Below are 15,150 nucleotides of genomic sequence, written 5' to 3' on the forward strand. Positions count from 1 at the left end.
TCTAGATGTATTTGGATGTAAGGTTGAGAAATGAAACATTGTGAAACACAGAAAATTTGGCAGACGATAGTGGAAGAAGCTCGTGACTTATCTGAGCAAGAGCCGATGCTGGCAAGTTTCTATCATGCCACGATCATTAAGCATGATAGCCTAGCTGCTGCCTTAAGCTATATTTTAGCAAATAAACTCAACACGGCATCAATGCCAGCGATGGCTGTCCGTGAAGTGGTTGAAGAAGCTTTTAATGCTGATAACTCCATCACTGAGGCTGCTGCTTGTGATATTTGTGCCACAGTGAATCGTGACCCTGCTGTTTCTATGTATTCTATGCCTTTGATGTACTTGAAAGGATACCATGCTCTTCAGGGATATCGTGTGGCCAATTGGTTATGGAACCAAGGGCGAATAGCGCTTGCGACCTATCTGCAAAATCAAATCTCCGTTGCTTGTCAGGTGGATATCCACCCTGCTGCAAGTATAGGCCAAGGTATTATGCTTGATCATGCGACGGGAATAGTCATTGGTGAAACGGCGATTGTCGAAAATGATGTATCGATTCTTCAGGATGTTACTTTAGGTGGTACAGGTAAGGCATGTGGTGATCGACATCCGAAAATACGTGAGGGTGTGATGATAGGTGCTGGTGCCAAGATCCTTGGTAATATCGAGGTTGGTGAAGGTGCTAAAATTGGTTCTTGTTCTGTGGTTTTACAACCAGTACCACCTCATACTACGGTAGCTGGTGTCCCTGCTAAAATTGTTGGGCGCCCTAAGACTGATAAGCCTTCTCTTGATATGGACCAACAATTTAATGGCCGTTCTCAAAGTTTTGTCGGTGGTGATGGTATCTAAGGTCTTTAAAATAAAGGGTTGACTATAAGATCAACCCTTTAACTTCTTTAATCATTTTAGGCTAGTGCATCGAGCTCTGAAAGTGTTTCTTCGGCCCATTCTACCCATGCTTGGCGTACTAATAGATTGCGACGCAGTGTCAAACGTTCAAGACGCTGTTGTTTGTCGAGTGTCGCAGGTGCTGAGTAATAAGCATTCTCGATTTCTTTGTAATGCGCAACAAGCTTACGTGATTCTTCGACTAGTTCCCCAAGTTGCTTGCGATAAGGTGCGGATGGTTGTACAGCGCAAGCCATCAACTTAGCACAAAACTCATCACGAACTGTTGGATGGGCTGTTGGTTGATCGAACCAATCACCAAGAGCAACGCGTCCTGCTTCAGTAATTGAGTAAACTTTGCGGTCTGGTTTGCCTTCCTGAGGCTCTAAAACACAAGTAACTTGCTGGTTTTGAGCCATTTTGTTGAGCTCGCGATAGACCTGCTGATGACTTGCTTTCCAAAAATAACCAATAGTGGCTGAGAATTCTTTGGTGATATCATATCCAGTTGCATTGCGTGTACTGAGAACTGTTAGGATAACGTGTGGTAATGACATGTCTTTAATCCAAATGGTCAAATAAATACTTAATAACTGCTTGATTACTGTTGTGCTTCTATGGCACTTATCATCAGTAAATATTTAGCAGCGCCAACAAAGTTGGCCATGTCACCTTAAAAGCCGTTTTATCACCTAGAGCGATTTATAATTTTATTGTTCATCGCAAAGGAGCAATATTATATCTAAATAATAAGCATAAAGTGGAATAGAAAAACTAATTGAGCTAAAAAACTGATAATTAGCTCAATAAATTATTATATCAGATTATTATTCTGTTTTTCTTGTTTTTTTTGTTGGTATTTGTTTTATTATTCTTGTTGTTTTGGTGTTTTTAGCATCGGATGCATTGAGGATGCCTATGTTGGCAGCCTCAATTTATCCTTTTTATGGGTTTTTAGCCTGTATTTCGCATACCAGCGGCTATACCAGCAATGGTGACCATCAAGGCCTCTTCAAGTTCTGGAGATGCTGAGTTGTTCTGGCGGGTTCGATAGAGTAATTCTGCTTGTAGCATGTTGAGTGGTTCTACGTAGATATTGCGTAAGCGAATTGACTCTTGCCCCCAGGGATCGCTTTGCATTAGATTCTCATTATTTTCGACATTTAATACTGCTTTGATGTCTTTACTCAATTGCTCGCGCAAATTATCTCCGAGAGGAAGTAGCTTAGGTTCGACTAAGCGCTCATCGTAGTAGCGAGAGATCTCCAAGTTACACTTAGTGTAAACCATTTCTAGCATCCCTAATCGTGTGGAGAAAAATGGCCACTCACGGCACATTTCTTCAAGTAACACTTGGTGTCCACTGTCGATTGAATGTTGAATGGCTGCACCAGCTCCGAGCCAAGCGGGCAGTACTAAGCGGTTCTGACTCCATGAGAAAATCCACGGAATCGCACGCAAGCTTTCTACGCCACCGTTTGGGTTTCGTTTCGCAGGGCGAGAGCCCAGAGGTAATTTACCTAGTTCAAGTTCTGGTGTTGCTTGGCGAAAATATGCAACAAAGTCTTTTTGGCCTCTAACCACATTTCTATAGGCTTCGCAGCTGACCTTAGAAAGAAGATTCATCTGATCGCGCCATTCTTGTTTTGGCTCAGGTGGTGGTAACAAATTGGCTTGCAAAATAGCACTAGCGTAGAGGTTAAAGCTATTGACAGCAACGTCAGGCAAGCCTAGTTTAAAACGAATCATCTCACCTTGCTCTGTTACTCTTAACCCGCCTTTTAAACTTTTGGGAGGCTGAGAAAGTAATGCTGCGTGTGCAGGAGCACCACCACGACCTATTGTTCCGCCTCGGCCATGGAATAGGGTCAGTTCAATACCCTCCTCATCTGCAACTTTTACCAATGATTCCATCGCATGGTATTGAGCCCATCCAGCAGACATAACCCCGGCATCTTTTGCTGAATCAGAATACCCTATCATTACCATCTGTTGGTTTTGAATGAAGCCACGGTATAAATCAATTCCCATCAACTGTTTGATGACTGACTCGGCATTGTTCAAATCGTCGAGAGTTTCAAATAGTGGGCAAACATCCATTCGGTATGGGCAGCCAGCTTCTTGAAGTAGCAGATGTACTGCTAGGACATCTGATGCTGTACGTGCCATTGATATCACATACGCACCAAATGCTTCACGAGGCTGTTTTGCTATGATTTGGCAGGTGTCTAGCACTTCTTGCACTGGTTCTGATGGTTGCCAATTTCTCGGTAGCAATGGCCTTTTAGAGGCGAGTTCATTGGTCAGGAAGGCGATTTTATCTTGTTCGTTCCAATGATTATAATCACCAATACCCAAATAGCGTGTAAGTTCAGATAAAACATCAGAATGACGGGTACTTTCTTGGCGAATGTCTAAGCGGACTAAATGGACACCAAACGCTTTGATGCGTCGAAGTGTATCTAAGAGGGAACCATCCGCGATAATACCCATCCCACATTGATGAAGAGACTGATAGCAGGCGTACAGTGGTTGCCACAATTGCTCTATTGTCTGTAACGGTGCCTTAGCGGTAAGGCTATGGCCTTTAATTTTCTCATCAAGGGTTTGCTTGGTTTCTGTCAGTAGAGCGCGTAACTGTTTAAGAATGGCTCGATAAGGCTCATGCTCGTCTTCGCCTGCTAATTGACGTACCACCTCATTGCAGCGTGTCATTGATAGTTCGCTAATTAGGTCATTAATATCACCAAGGTAGAGATCTGCGGCTTTCCATCGTGACAGTAGCATGACTTCACGGGTAATGGTGTGTGTTACAAATGGGTTGCCGTCACGATCCCCTCCCATCCATGAGGAAAAATGAACCGGCCGAGCATCAATAGGTAAGCCTTCTTGCAGGTATTCACGCACTCGGCTATCAAGTTCTCGTAGAAAATCTGGAACGGCTTCCCACAGCGAATTCTCGACAACAGCGAAGCCCCATTTTGCTTCATCTAGTGGCGTCGGACGTTGCTGACGAATTGTATCAGAATGCCAACCTTGGGCTATTAGTTGTTCAAGACGCCGTTCTGTTTTAAGGCGTTCTTTACTCGAGATTTCATTTAATTCTAATTTTGACAAGCACTTATTGATTTTAACCAACTTATTGATCATAGTACGGCGCGTTATTTCTGTTGGATGCGCTGTGAGGACTAATTCAATGTTGAGTTCACGAACTGCCTGAGCAGTATCGAGTTTACTAATTCCATTGTTGCTGAGTTTTGAAAATAATGTGCTAATGGTGTCAGGCTCGCAAACATGTGCATCATAATGGCGGGAAATCGTGTGGTATTGTTCCGCCATATTGGTTAGATTCAGAAATTGGTTAAAGGCATGAGCAACGGGTGTGAGTTGATCATCGGGTAGGTTTTTAATTTCATCAATTAGGTTTTCTCTATCTGATTGATTACCGGCAAGAGCAGATTTTGAAAGCTTACGAATTGTTTCTACTTTTTCCAAAAGGGTATCACCATGAGCATCCTTGATGGTGTTACCAAGCAAGTGTCCTAGCATGCTAACATTGCTTCGAAGAGCAGAGTATTTTTCGTTCATTATTATCCTACCTTGTAAAAAAATTACATCCATTGTTCCTTGTTGAATAGACAATCTAGCGAAAAATATTAATGAGAGTCAAATGCTGTTGGCTAAGTTTGCAAGTATCAACAAGGTTATGTGATTTATTCCATAGTGTGTTTTTGTTGATACATATTGAAATTTAATTACAAGATGGTGGTGGGTGGCTGGAAAAGATACCAGCCAGATTTAATCTAGAAACAGTATTTGTACATTGCCTTAGAAAGCACGTTTATCGTTGGCTCTATAAACTCAAATGCAAGGAATTCATCAGGCTGGTGAGCTTGTTCAATAGAACCTGGGCCTAGGACTAATGTAGGACAAAGTTGCTGAAGGAAAGGGGCTTCTGTGCAGTAATTTACAGTTGTACTGTTGGTGCCGCATATCTCCTCTACACCAGTGATAAATGGTTGATTGTTTTGGCACTCATAGCCAGGGATGGGCTCATGCAGTGCGGTGATTTCGATTCTTCCGGGCCACTTTGCTTCGATGTCTTTTAGAGCTCCGCGTAGCATATTGTCTAAACTGTCCAAGCTAATTCCTGGTAGAGGGCGTACGTCATAGTGCAGTTCACAGCAGCCACAAATTCGATTAGCACTATCTCCTCCGTGTATATGCCCGAGATTTAGAGTTGGGCTTGGGATCGCAAATCCAGGATGATGATATTCCTTAATCAGTTTATCGCGCAGTTGCATCATGGCAAATAGGATTTCATGCATAATCTCAATGGCATTGACGCCAAGGGCTGGATCGGATGAATGCCCAGATTTTCCTGTTACCCGAATTGAATTAGCCATGTGTCCTTTGTGGCCACGTATTGGGACTAGGCTTGTCGGTTCACCGATAATACAGTAGTCAGGTTTTATCGGGGTATTGTCAGTAAAATGCCGCGCACCAAGCATAGTGGTTTCTTCATCGCAGGTCGCTAGTACGTACAGTGGCTTAGTTTGCTTACTCCAGTCGACTTTTTTTACGGCCTCAAAGATAAAAGCAAAAAAGCCCTTCATATCCGCTGTCCCTAAACCATAAAAGCGATTATCAGCTTCAGTGAGTTTGTGAGGATCAAAATTCCAGCGGCCTTGATCAAAAGGGACGGTATCACTGTGACCTGCGAGTAGTAGCCCGCCTTCACCCATTCCTTTTTTGGCGAGTAAATTAAATTTCCCCTCTGAGACTTTGATTATGTCAATTTCAAATCCTATCGTTTGCATCCAGCAAGCTAGTTTGTCTATGACATTAGCGTTGCCTTCGTCCCAACTTGCGTCGGTTGAACTAATTGAAGACGTTGATATCAGGCCCTTATAGACCTCCATAAAGCTAGGTAATTGCATATTAAGTTCGCTTTGACTGTTGACATGAATGATTAATGAAGGTAAAAGACATAATAAATCATTTTTAATGAATAAAAAACCGTTAAGTGTGGTGTTTTTTAAATTTATAATCACGAATGATGGTAATATTTAAAGGTCTAATTGAATGTTCGATATGCTCAAAACCACAATTATTGGCGCTAGCGGTTACACCGGGGCTGAACTCGCACTTATGGTTCATAAACACCCACAACTTACCCTATCTGGTTTGTATGTCTCAGCCAAGAGTGTAGATGCAGGAAAGTGCATTTCCCAGTTACATGGAAAGCTATTAGGTGTGATGAGGCAATCGGTTGAACCTTTGAAAAATCCAGAATTGGTTGCTTCTCAAAATGATGTGGTGTTCCTTGCTACCGACCATCAAGTCAGTCATGACTTAGTACCTATTTTTCTTGAAAATGGATGCCAAGTCTTTGACTTGTCAGGTGCATTTAGAGTCAAGCAAGAAGGTTTTTACGAACAATTTTATGGTTTTCAACATCAGCATCAGGATTGTCTCGAGATTGCCGCCTACGGCTTGGCTGAATGGAACAGAGACAGCATTAATAAAGCTCAGTTGATCGCAGTGCCGGGATGTTATCCCACGGCTTCACAACTTGCCATTAAACCTTTAGTCGATGCTGAACTTTTGGATATTCAACAATGGCCAATCATAAATGCAACCAGTGGTGTGTCCGGCGCAGGTCGAAAGGCATCTATGACTAATAGCTATTGTGAAGTCAGTTTAAAACCCTATGGAGTCTTTAATCATAGACACCAACCTGAGATTGCTAGCCATCTTGGTACTGAGGTTATTTTTACGCCTCATCTTGGTAATTTTAAGCGGGGTATTCTTGCGACGATAACGATGAAGTTAGCTGAAGGTGTCAACGAGGAACAAATCGAACAGTCATTTAGTATGGCCTACAAAGACAAGCCTGCTGTACGTTTATTATCGTCGGAATTACCAAGCATTCAGAATGTAGAAAACACCCCATTTTGCGATATCGGTTGGAAGGTTCAGGGCGAACACATCATTGTAGTCTCTGCGATTGATAATTTGCTCAAAGGTGCTTCAAGTCAAGCGATGCAATGCTTAAATATCCACTATGGATTTCCAGAGCTAACAGCCCTTGCGTAAATCGGTGGGTAAAAAAGGAAAAATAATGACAAATAAAAAACAAACTCCATTAGTGATTAAGCTTGGCGGTGCTGCATTGTCATGTACAGAGACCTTAAGTCAGGTGTTTTGTGCAATTGCTGACTATCAAACTTTGGCTCAGCGACCCATTGCGATCGTTCACGGAGGTGGCTACCTGGTGGACGAGCTTATGGCTAAGTTGCAATTGGAAACGGTGAAAAAAGATGGCTTGCGTGTAACACCATACGAGCAAATTCCTTTGATTGCTGGTGCCTTGGCAGGAACAGCAAACAAAATGCTTCAAGGGCAAGCAATTAAAGATGGTTTGAATACTATTGGTTTATGCCTTGCCGATGGTGGTTTATGCCAAGTACATGAATTAGATCCACAACTTGGGGCTGTTGGTAAGGTTACTCCTGGAGATTCGACACTACTGCAAGCGATTTTTGAAACGGGTGCTTTGCCTATTATCAGCTCCATTGGTTTGACAATTAACGGGCAGATGATGAATGTCAATGCTGATCAGGCGGCGGTTGCTGTTGCAGGCGCAATGGATGCTGAACTTGTGCTGCTATCAGATGTTAGTGGTGTGCTTGATGGTAAGGGACATCTTATCAAGAGCCTAAATGAGCAAGAAGCGCAAAATCTTATTGATGGGCGTGTTATTACCGATGGCATGGTTGTCAAGGTGAATTCTGCTCTGGAAGCTGCTACGACTCTTGGGCGTTCAATTGAGATAGCCACTTGGCGTTACCCAGAAAATCTCGCCAAGCTATTTGCTGGGCAAAGTATCGGAACTCAGTTTTTACCTAATAATTAGATAGTTACCTACAGCACTGACCGCCATGTGCAGCGCTGAGATTTTGGAGAGAGAGAAAAATGAGCAAAGTAAGAATAAATAAAGTTGTCGTCGCATACTCTGGCGGTCTTGATACCTCGGTGATCATTCCGTGGCTAAAAGAAAATTATGATTGTGATGTGGTAGCCTTTGTCGCAGATGTAGGCCAAGGTGATGAAGAGTTGCAAGGTATTGAAGAAAAAGCAAAAGCGTCGGGGGCATCTGAGTGCTATATCGCTGACTTAAAAGAAGAAATGGTCGCAGATTATATTTATCCAACGTTAAAAACTGGTGCGTATTACGAAGGTAAATACTTGCTTGGTACATCAATGGCTAGGCCAATTATTGCAAAAGCTCAGGTAGAAGTGGCACGTAAAGTAGGGGCTGATGCTTTATGTCATGGGTGTACTGGAAAAGGTAATGACCAGGTGCGTTTTGAGGGAGCATTCGCGGCATTAGCCCCAGATCTTAAGGTTATCGCGCCTTGGCGAGAATGGGATCTTGTTAGTCGTGAAGAGTGCCTTGATTACTTAAAAGAGCGCAATATTCCATGTAGTGCTTCATTGACGAAAATATATTCGCGTGATGCAAATGCTTGGCATATTTCAACAGAAGGTGGTGTTCTTGAGGATACCTGGAATGCGCCAAATGAAGACTGTTGGGTTTGGACGGTCGATCCTGAGCAAGCGCCTAACGAGGCAGAATACGTTACTTTGAAGGTGGAAAAGGGTGAAGTTGTCGCTGTTGATGGTGAAAATATGACACCATACAACGCCCTAGTCTATTTAAACCAGAAGGGCGCTAAGCATGGTATTGGCCGTATCGACATTGTTGAGAATCGTTTGGTAGGTATGAAGTCTCGTGGCTGCTACGAGACTCCTGGAGGGACCATTATGATGGAAACCTTGCGTGCGGTTGAGCAATTGGTCCTCGATAAAGCTGCTTTTGAGTTTCGTGAAGAACTTGGCGTAAAGGCTTCTCATCTTGTTTATGATGGCCGTTGGTTTACTCCTTTATGTAAGTCAATTTTGGCAGCTTCAGAGGAATTGGCTAAGGATGTCAATGGAGAAGTGGTTGTTAAGCTTTACAAGGGTCAAGCAATAGTGACCCAGAAGCATTCAGAAAACAGTTTATACTGTGAGAAGTTTGCAACTTTTGGTGAGGATGAAGTCTATGATCAGAGCCATGCAGAAGGGTTTATTCGTCTTTACTCGCTTTCTAGTCGCATTCGAGCACTTAATAGCCAAAAAAATTAACAGTCAATAATAAAAGAGCCCATTTGCCTTTGCAATTGGGCTTTTTTATTTGCCTATAATACTGTCACTTTCATGTTGTCTTGAATAAATATGTTAAAATAATGAATTTATACTTTATCTTTTGTGTAATTTGCCGTAACTTTGAGCCAAAGATAAAACTGGGTTGAACCCAGAGTGATATAGATAACGTAATGGTTCACAGAGTGAGTGAACACTGGTAATCAGGAGAGACGCAATGGCATTATGGGGTGGAAGATTTACCCAAGCAGCAGATACAAGATTCAAAGAATTTAACGATTCATTGCGCTTTGATTTCCGATTGGCAGAACAAGACATTGTTGGATCGATTGCTTGGTCCAAAGCACTTCTGTCTGTAGATATTATCAATGAGCAAGAACAACAAAAACTTGAACTAGCACTAAATGAACTCAAACTGGCGGTTATGGAAGATCCCCACCAGATTCTAAGCTCTGATGCAGAAGATATTCACTCTTGGGTTGAACAGCAATTGATAGGCAAAGTTGGGGATCTAGGGAAGAAGCTCCATACTGGTCGTTCTCGTAATGACCAAGTCGCGACCGATCTCAAGTTGTGGTGTCGTCAACAGGGTCAGCAACTACTCATGGCTTTAGACCGCCTCCAATCTCAAATGGTAGCCGTAGCAAAAGCCCATCAGAACACCGTCCTACCTGGTTATACTCATCTACAACGTGCACAGCCTGTGACCTTTGCCCATTGGTGTTTAGCTTATCTAGAAATGTTTGAGCGAGATTATTCTCGTTTGCAAGATGCAATGGAACGTTTAGATACATGTCCGCTTGGCTCTGGAGCCTTGGCTGGTACTGCCTATCCAATTGACCGAGAAAAGCTTGCGCACAACCTTGGTTTTCACCGCGCCACGCGAAACTCACTTGATTCGGTTTCAGATCGTGACCATGTTATGGAATTGATGTCAGTGGCGTCGATTTCTATGTTGCATCTATCTCGTTTGGCTGAAGATATGATTTTCTATAACTCTGGTGAGTCTAACTTTATTGAGCTTGCTGATACGGTGACTTCTGGATCATCACTGATGCCACAAAAGAAGAACCCGGATGCGCTAGAGTTGATTCGTGGTAAAACTGGTCGTGTCTATGGTTCACTGGCTGGAATGATGATGACGGTGAAAGCTTTGCCACTTGCGTATAACAAAGATATGCAAGAAGACAAAGAAGGTCTGTTTGATGCTTTAGATACTTGGAACGATTGTATAGAAATGGCGGCATTATGTTTTGATGGTATTAAAGTTAATGGTGACCGGACACTAGAAGCAGCAAAGCAAGGTTATGCAAATGCCACTGAACTAGCGGATTATCTTGTGGCTAAAGGTATTCCATTTCGTGAAGCTCACCATATTGTTGGTGTCGCTGTTGTTGGTGCTATTGCTAAGGGATGTGCTCTCGAAGAGTTATCCATTGAAGAGCTAAAAGAATTTTCATCCAGTATTGAAAAGGATGTTTATGGCATCTTAACTATTGACTCGTGCTTGGAGAAACGCAGCGCATTAGGTGGGGTATCGCCAAAACAGGTATCTCATGCGGTTGAACAAGCAGAAGGCCGTTTGATTGCACGCGATGCTTACGCAGTAAATGTTCGTCCGGCTCGCTTAACTGATACAGAATCTCTAGAAGGTATGGTTGCTTACTGGGCGAGTATGGGGGAAAATCTCCCACGCTCTCGCAACGAGTTGGTACGTGACATAGGATCATTTGTCGTTGCTGAACATCATGGTGAAGTAACCGGATGTGCTTCTCTCTTTGTATATGACTCAGGTTTGGCAGAAATTCGTTCTTTAGGTGTTGAGGCTGGCTGGCAAGGCCAAGGGCAAGGTAGTGCAATTGTGCATTACTTGGTTGAGAAAGCGCGCCAAATGGCAATTAAAAAGGTGTTTGTTCTGACTCGAACCCCTGAATTTTTTATGAAGCTGCAATTTTTGCCTACATCTAAATCTTTGTTGCCTGAAAAGGTATTGAAAGACTGTGAACAATGTCCTCGTCAACATGCTTGCGATGAAGTAGCACTAGAGATTAACTTGGTTGAAAAGTCGATAGCACGGGCAAATGTTGCGTAATTAGTCGAGTCGTTTTTAAAAAGATCAAAAAAGATCGCATTTTTGTGGAACCTTATGAAAAAAGCAGAGTCTATTTATATACCACTGCTTTTTCTTAGAATTATCTAAGAGAGCCCCAAAACCGAAATTGGCTTTGGGGCTTTTTTTCGCTTCAATTTTGCGGAATATGTTAAGTTTAGTTTTAAACCTTTCGTTTGTTATGTCGCCATGGCAAGACGATGAAGCGTATCCAAAGGTGAAGAAATAGTAACCCATGAACCGAAGCCCCTGCGACTATTAACGAAATAGATTCGATAGATTTAGGGTTACTTTTTCCTGCATACCACCAAATTATCCAACTAATAACGGATAGGCAAGTGAGCTGTATAATGCAGCGTTTACATCGGCCTATTTTTTTCCAAAACCAATTTCCATCACAATATTTGCATGTCATATGTATGATTTCTGGATAGTAAAATTGAGGTAATGCATCAAGCTTAGTTGAAAGTCCTTCTCGCAACTAGTTGTTTTTCATAAAAATAAAAACGAGCCAGTGGCTCGTTTTATCATTATCGATAGTATTTAGGTTAGCAGCCAGGACCGCAATCGAGGCAGTGCCTGATCATCTCTGGGCCTAAATGCAATTTGGCATTCAGATCACGTAGCGCGGTCCTTACTCCCTCTTCTATCACTGGGTGATAAAAGGGCATATCAAGCATTTCGGATATTGTCATCTTGTTTTGGTGTGCCCAAGCGAGTAGGTGGGCTAAATGTTCTGCGTTTGGTCCTATCATCTCAGCTCCGAGGAAGCGACCAGTCCCTTGCTCACCGTAAATATGCAAAAGCCCTTGATTGCGTAGTATGACTCGAGAGCGACCTTGATTCTCAAAAGAGACTTCACCTGTCGCAAAGCAGCCACAATTTCCTAATCGTACTTCAAGCTGCTTGAAGCTTTCGCCTACCATAGCTATTTGTGGGTCCGAGAATACGGCAGAAATAGATGAGCGGCGAAGTCCAGCGCGGATATCGGGATATCGCCCTGCGTTATCACCCGCGATACGACCTTGATCTGCGGCTTCATGAAGTAAAGGAATTTGGTTGCTTGCATCACCTGCAATAAATATATTACCTACAGATGTTTGTAGCGTGTAATGATCCGCCGTTGGCACTCCACGATCGTCTAACTTAACGGATGTATTTTCTAGCCCTAGCTTGTCTACATTAGGTCTACGACCTGTTGCGGCAAGAACGTAGTCAACAATGAATGTCTCTAGCTCACCACCATGGTTGATAAATTGTATTTCAACTTTATCTTCACCTGAACCATCAGAGGCTGAAATACGCTTCATTTGTTCCACTTTGACGTTGGCATCGAGATAAAACTCTTGTTTGAAGGTTTTATCTGCATAGCTCATCACTTCAGGGTCTGTGAGAGGACCGACTTGACCTCCAAGGCCGAATAGCTTGACTTCTACACCAAGACGATGCAACGCCTGACCTAGCTCTAGTCCAATTACTCCAGGGCCAAATACAGCAACTGACTTTGGTAGGTCATCCCATTCAAAGACATCATCGTTAATGATCAGGCGATCTCCCAGTTCATCCCAAGCACTAGGGTAGGCAGGACGAGAGCCTGTAGCGACTATGGTGCGCTTGGCGATGACTTCTGTATGATCATCGATACGTAACTTGTTGTTATCAATAAACTGAGCATACCCACTAATTTTGTCTTGAGCTGGTATTTCATCGACACTTTCGAGGACAAAACCGACAAAACGATCACGTTCTCGTTTGACTCGGTCCATAACTTCGCGACCATTGATGATTATGTCGCCTTGTGGGTGGATACCAAATAGGGGAGCTTTTTCAATCTGGTGGACGCTTTCGGCTGCTGCAATAAGCAATTTAGATGGCATACAACCTACTCGAGCGCAGGTAGTGCCATAAGGACCACCTTCAATCATCACTACACTTGATGTGTGCGCCTTAGCAGCACGGTAGGCCCCAAGACCTGCTGTACCGCCACCGATCACTACAACATCGACATTAAGCTGTTTCATTTTAGATTCCTGTCTTAAGAACCATTGAAGTGATACATCACTTCGATGGTGATATTGAGGGGGAGCTTGAATTAGTTTAGGTAGGAATCCAGTTCTTCGCTGCCACCAATATGTTTACCACCAATAAAAACTTGTGGCACAGTGGCACGTCCGGAAATTGCACGTAAGCTGACGGTGGTAGCATCTTTACCCAATATGACTTCTTCATACTGAAGGTTGTGGTCTATCAAACTCTGTTTTGCTTTAACGCAAAATGGGCAACCAGGTTTGCTGAATACGGTAATTGACTCTTGCACTTTGTGCTCTGGGGCAATATAGGCGAGCATAGTGTCAGCGTCAGAAACTTTGAATGGGTCGCCAGGTTCATTAGGCTCAATAAACATTTTCTCAACAACCCCATTTTTTACTAACATGCTGTAGCGCCATGAGCGTTTTCCAAAGCCAATATCATTTTTATCGACCAGCATGCCCATACCATCAGTGAATTCACCATTACCATCGGGTAAGAAGGTGATGAATTCGGCTTCTTGATCCGCTTTCCAAGCATTCATAACAAAAGTATCATTGACAGAGACACATAAAATTTCATCTACGCCATGCTCTTTAAAAACAGGAAATAGTTCATTGTAGCGTGGTAGATGGCTAGATGAACAAGTTGGGGTGAAGGCTCCTGGTAAACTAAAGACAATCACAGTTTTGTTTTTAAAAACGTCTTCACTGGTGACGTTTACCCAAGCATCGCCTTGACGAGTTGGGAATGTGACTTGCGGTATACTGTGGTTTTCTTTCGATGTATGCATTGTGGTTTCCTTTGATAATATTGAATAAGGTCTATCAGCAGTGAATGTGATTGATGTTGATGAGGCTATTATTTTAAATTTACTTTGATAGCTCCAATCGTTTAATGCTATGGTATCGATAGGATTTTTCTATTTTATTTAGGTAGCTGAGAATGAACATTCGCGATTTTGAGTATCTGGTGGCATTAGCAGAGCATAATCACTTTCGTAAAGCGGCAGAAGCGTGTTTTGTTAGCCAGCCAACCTTAAGTGGTCAAATTCGTAAGCTAGAAGATGAATTAGGTACAGCTTTGCTTGAGCGAAGTAGCCGTCGAGTATTATTTACTGATGCTGGCCTTCAGTTAGTCGGGCAGGCGAAACGAATTTTGTCGGAGGTAAAAACATTTCGAGATATGGCGAGTGGTCAAGGTAAGGCGATGACAGGCCCTATGCATATTGGTTTTATTCCCACGGTTGGTCCCTATTTGTTGCCCAAGATTGTTCCTGTGTTAAAGGAGAAATTTCCTGATCTTGAGTTATTTTTGCACGAAGCTCAAACTAATCAATTGGTCAGGCAACTAGAGGATGGAAAACTGGATTGCTTGGTGTTGGCTTCTGTTGCTGAGACGGAACCCTTCAAGGAGATTGAAGTGTATGAAGAGCCTCTTAGTGTTGCCGTTCCATGTGATCATGAATGGTCAAAACTAGATGAAATCGATATGTTGGAACTTAATGGTAAAACAGTACTTGCATTGGGTGATGGACATTGCTTGAGAGACCAAGCCTTGGGCTTTTGTTTTGCCGCTGGGGCAAAAGATGATGAACGGTTTAAAGCGACGAGTCTTGAAACGTTACGCAACATGGTTGCTGCAGGTGGAGGGATCACTTTGTTACCTGAACTTTCAATACCAAAAGAAAAATATAAAGATGGTGTTTGCTATGTGAAAGCGATCAATCCCGTGCCTTCTAGGAGCATTGTGGTTGCTTATCGTCCGGGCTCTCCGCTCAAAGCTCGTTTTGAACAGTTAGCAGGAACAATAAAGCAGCAGTTAGAAAGGCAATAGATTTGGATATTTTAATATCCAAATCTATTGCTTGAGGTTTTGGTAGTCGTATTCCTAAGTTCTAAGAGTTTAAT

At 42.8% G+C, this 15,150-nt stretch carries 12 protein-coding genes; 6 read left to right on the top strand and 6 right to left on the bottom strand.

Features of this window, described 5'->3' with window-relative positions:
• Positions 1-30 precede the first annotated feature (30 nt).
• Positions 31-852: a serine O-acetyltransferase gene (gene cysE / locus KO511_RS09545; RefSeq protein WP_171360239.1), complete on the top strand. Its 822-nt coding sequence runs from the start codon at positions 31-33 to the stop codon at positions 850-852.
• Positions 853-908: 56 nt separating this feature from the next.
• On the opposite strand, the gene KO511_RS09550 is transcribed toward cysE, so the two are convergent.
• From KO511_RS09550 to argE, 3 genes are all read right to left on the bottom strand, one after another.
• Complete coding sequence (locus KO511_RS09550) at positions 909-1,448, bottom strand: PadR family transcriptional regulator (RefSeq protein WP_171360240.1); 540 nt, start codon at positions 1,446-1,448, stop codon at positions 909-911.
• A 397-nt stretch (positions 1,449-1,845) separates the two neighbouring features.
• Entirely contained in the window at positions 1,846-4,479 is a 2,634-nt protein-coding gene (ppc, locus tag KO511_RS09555; protein ID WP_215987209.1) for a phosphoenolpyruvate carboxylase, read from the bottom strand.
• Positions 4,480-4,694: 215 nt separating this feature from the next.
• Positions 4,695-5,831: an acetylornithine deacetylase gene (gene argE / locus KO511_RS09560; protein WP_215987210.1), complete on the bottom strand. Its 1,137-nt coding sequence runs from the start codon at positions 5,829-5,831 to the stop codon at positions 4,695-4,697.
• A gap of 154 nt (positions 5,832-5,985) precedes the next feature.
• On the opposite strand from argE, the gene argC reads away from it, so the two are divergent.
• The 4 genes from argC to argH all read left to right on the top strand — a co-directional run bounded on the left by argC (position 5,986) and on the right by argH (position 11,194).
• Positions 5,986-6,990, top strand: a complete 1,005-nt coding sequence (argC, locus tag KO511_RS09565; protein WP_215987252.1) for an N-acetyl-gamma-glutamyl-phosphate reductase — start codon at positions 5,986-5,988, stop codon at positions 6,988-6,990.
• A 25-nt stretch (positions 6,991-7,015) separates the two neighbouring features.
• Complete coding sequence (gene argB / locus KO511_RS09570; RefSeq protein WP_215987211.1) at positions 7,016-7,810, top strand: acetylglutamate kinase; 795 nt, start codon at positions 7,016-7,018, stop codon at positions 7,808-7,810.
• A 59-nt stretch (positions 7,811-7,869) separates the two neighbouring features.
• Positions 7,870-9,084: an argininosuccinate synthase gene (locus KO511_RS09575; RefSeq protein WP_215987212.1), complete on the top strand. Its 1,215-nt coding sequence runs from the start codon at positions 7,870-7,872 to the stop codon at positions 9,082-9,084.
• Positions 9,085-9,319: 235 nt separating this feature from the next.
• Entirely contained in the window at positions 9,320-11,194 is a 1,875-nt protein-coding gene (gene argH, locus KO511_RS09580) for an argininosuccinate lyase (protein ID WP_215987213.1), read from the top strand.
• Positions 11,195-11,375: 181 nt separating this feature from the next.
• Here argH and KO511_RS09585 read toward each other — a convergent pair whose 3' ends face one another.
• The 3 genes from KO511_RS09585 to KO511_RS09595 all read right to left on the bottom strand — a co-directional run bounded on the left by KO511_RS09585 (position 11,376) and on the right by KO511_RS09595 (position 14,033).
• Positions 11,376-11,627: a DUF3624 domain-containing protein gene (locus KO511_RS09585; RefSeq protein WP_215987214.1), complete on the bottom strand. Its 252-nt coding sequence runs from the start codon at positions 11,625-11,627 to the stop codon at positions 11,376-11,378.
• Positions 11,628-11,760: 133 nt separating this feature from the next.
• Positions 11,761-13,233 (bottom strand): dihydrolipoyl dehydrogenase, encoded by a 1,473-nt coding sequence (locus KO511_RS09590; protein ID WP_215987215.1) that lies wholly within the window; start codon positions 13,231-13,233, stop codon positions 11,761-11,763.
• 71 nt (positions 13,234-13,304) lie between these two features.
• Entirely contained in the window at positions 13,305-14,033 is a 729-nt protein-coding gene (locus KO511_RS09595) for a glutathione peroxidase (protein WP_215987216.1), read from the bottom strand.
• 152 nt (positions 14,034-14,185) lie between these two features.
• Between KO511_RS09595 and oxyR the strand changes: the two genes are divergently transcribed.
• A complete protein-coding gene (gene oxyR / locus KO511_RS09600) occupies positions 14,186-15,076 on the top strand; it encodes a DNA-binding transcriptional regulator OxyR (protein ID WP_215987217.1) in 891 nt (296 codons plus the stop codon).
• Positions 15,077-15,150 lie beyond the last annotated feature (74 nt).

The organism is Vibrio hepatarius (assembly GCF_018860525.1).
Lineage (GTDB): Bacteria > Pseudomonadota > Gammaproteobacteria > Enterobacterales > Vibrionaceae > Vibrio > Vibrio hepatarius_B.

What these genes read in the sequence shown, in the direction of transcription:
- cysE (WP_171360239.1), top strand. Translation starts at nt 31, where the DNA reads ATGAAACATTGTGAAACACAGAAAATTTGGCAGACGATAGTGGAAGAA.
- KO511_RS09550 (WP_171360240.1), bottom strand. Translation starts at nt 1,448, where the DNA reads ATGTCATTACCACACGTTATCCTAACAGTTCTCAGTACACGCAATGCA.
- ppc (WP_215987209.1), bottom strand. Translation starts at nt 4,479, where the DNA reads ATGAACGAAAAATACTCTGCTCTTCGAAGCAATGTTAGCATGCTAGGA.
- argE (WP_215987210.1), bottom strand. Translation starts at nt 5,831, where the DNA reads ATGCAATTACCTAGCTTTATGGAGGTCTATAAGGGCCTGATATCAACG.
- argC (WP_215987252.1), top strand. Translation starts at nt 5,986, where the DNA reads ATGCTCAAAACCACAATTATTGGCGCTAGCGGTTACACCGGGGCTGAA.
- argB (WP_215987211.1), top strand. Translation starts at nt 7,016, where the DNA reads ATGACAAATAAAAAACAAACTCCATTAGTGATTAAGCTTGGCGGTGCT.
- KO511_RS09575 (WP_215987212.1), top strand. Translation starts at nt 7,870, where the DNA reads ATGAGCAAAGTAAGAATAAATAAAGTTGTCGTCGCATACTCTGGCGGT.
- argH (WP_215987213.1), top strand. Translation starts at nt 9,320, where the DNA reads ATGGCATTATGGGGTGGAAGATTTACCCAAGCAGCAGATACAAGATTC.
- KO511_RS09585 (WP_215987214.1), bottom strand. Translation starts at nt 11,627, where the DNA reads ATGACATGCAAATATTGTGATGGAAATTGGTTTTGGAAAAAAATAGGC.
- KO511_RS09590 (WP_215987215.1), bottom strand. Translation starts at nt 13,233, where the DNA reads ATGAAACAGCTTAATGTCGATGTTGTAGTGATCGGTGGCGGTACAGCA.
- KO511_RS09595 (WP_215987216.1), bottom strand. Translation starts at nt 14,033, where the DNA reads ATGCATACATCGAAAGAAAACCACAGTATACCGCAAGTCACATTCCCA.
- oxyR (WP_215987217.1), top strand. Translation starts at nt 14,186, where the DNA reads ATGAACATTCGCGATTTTGAGTATCTGGTGGCATTAGCAGAGCATAAT.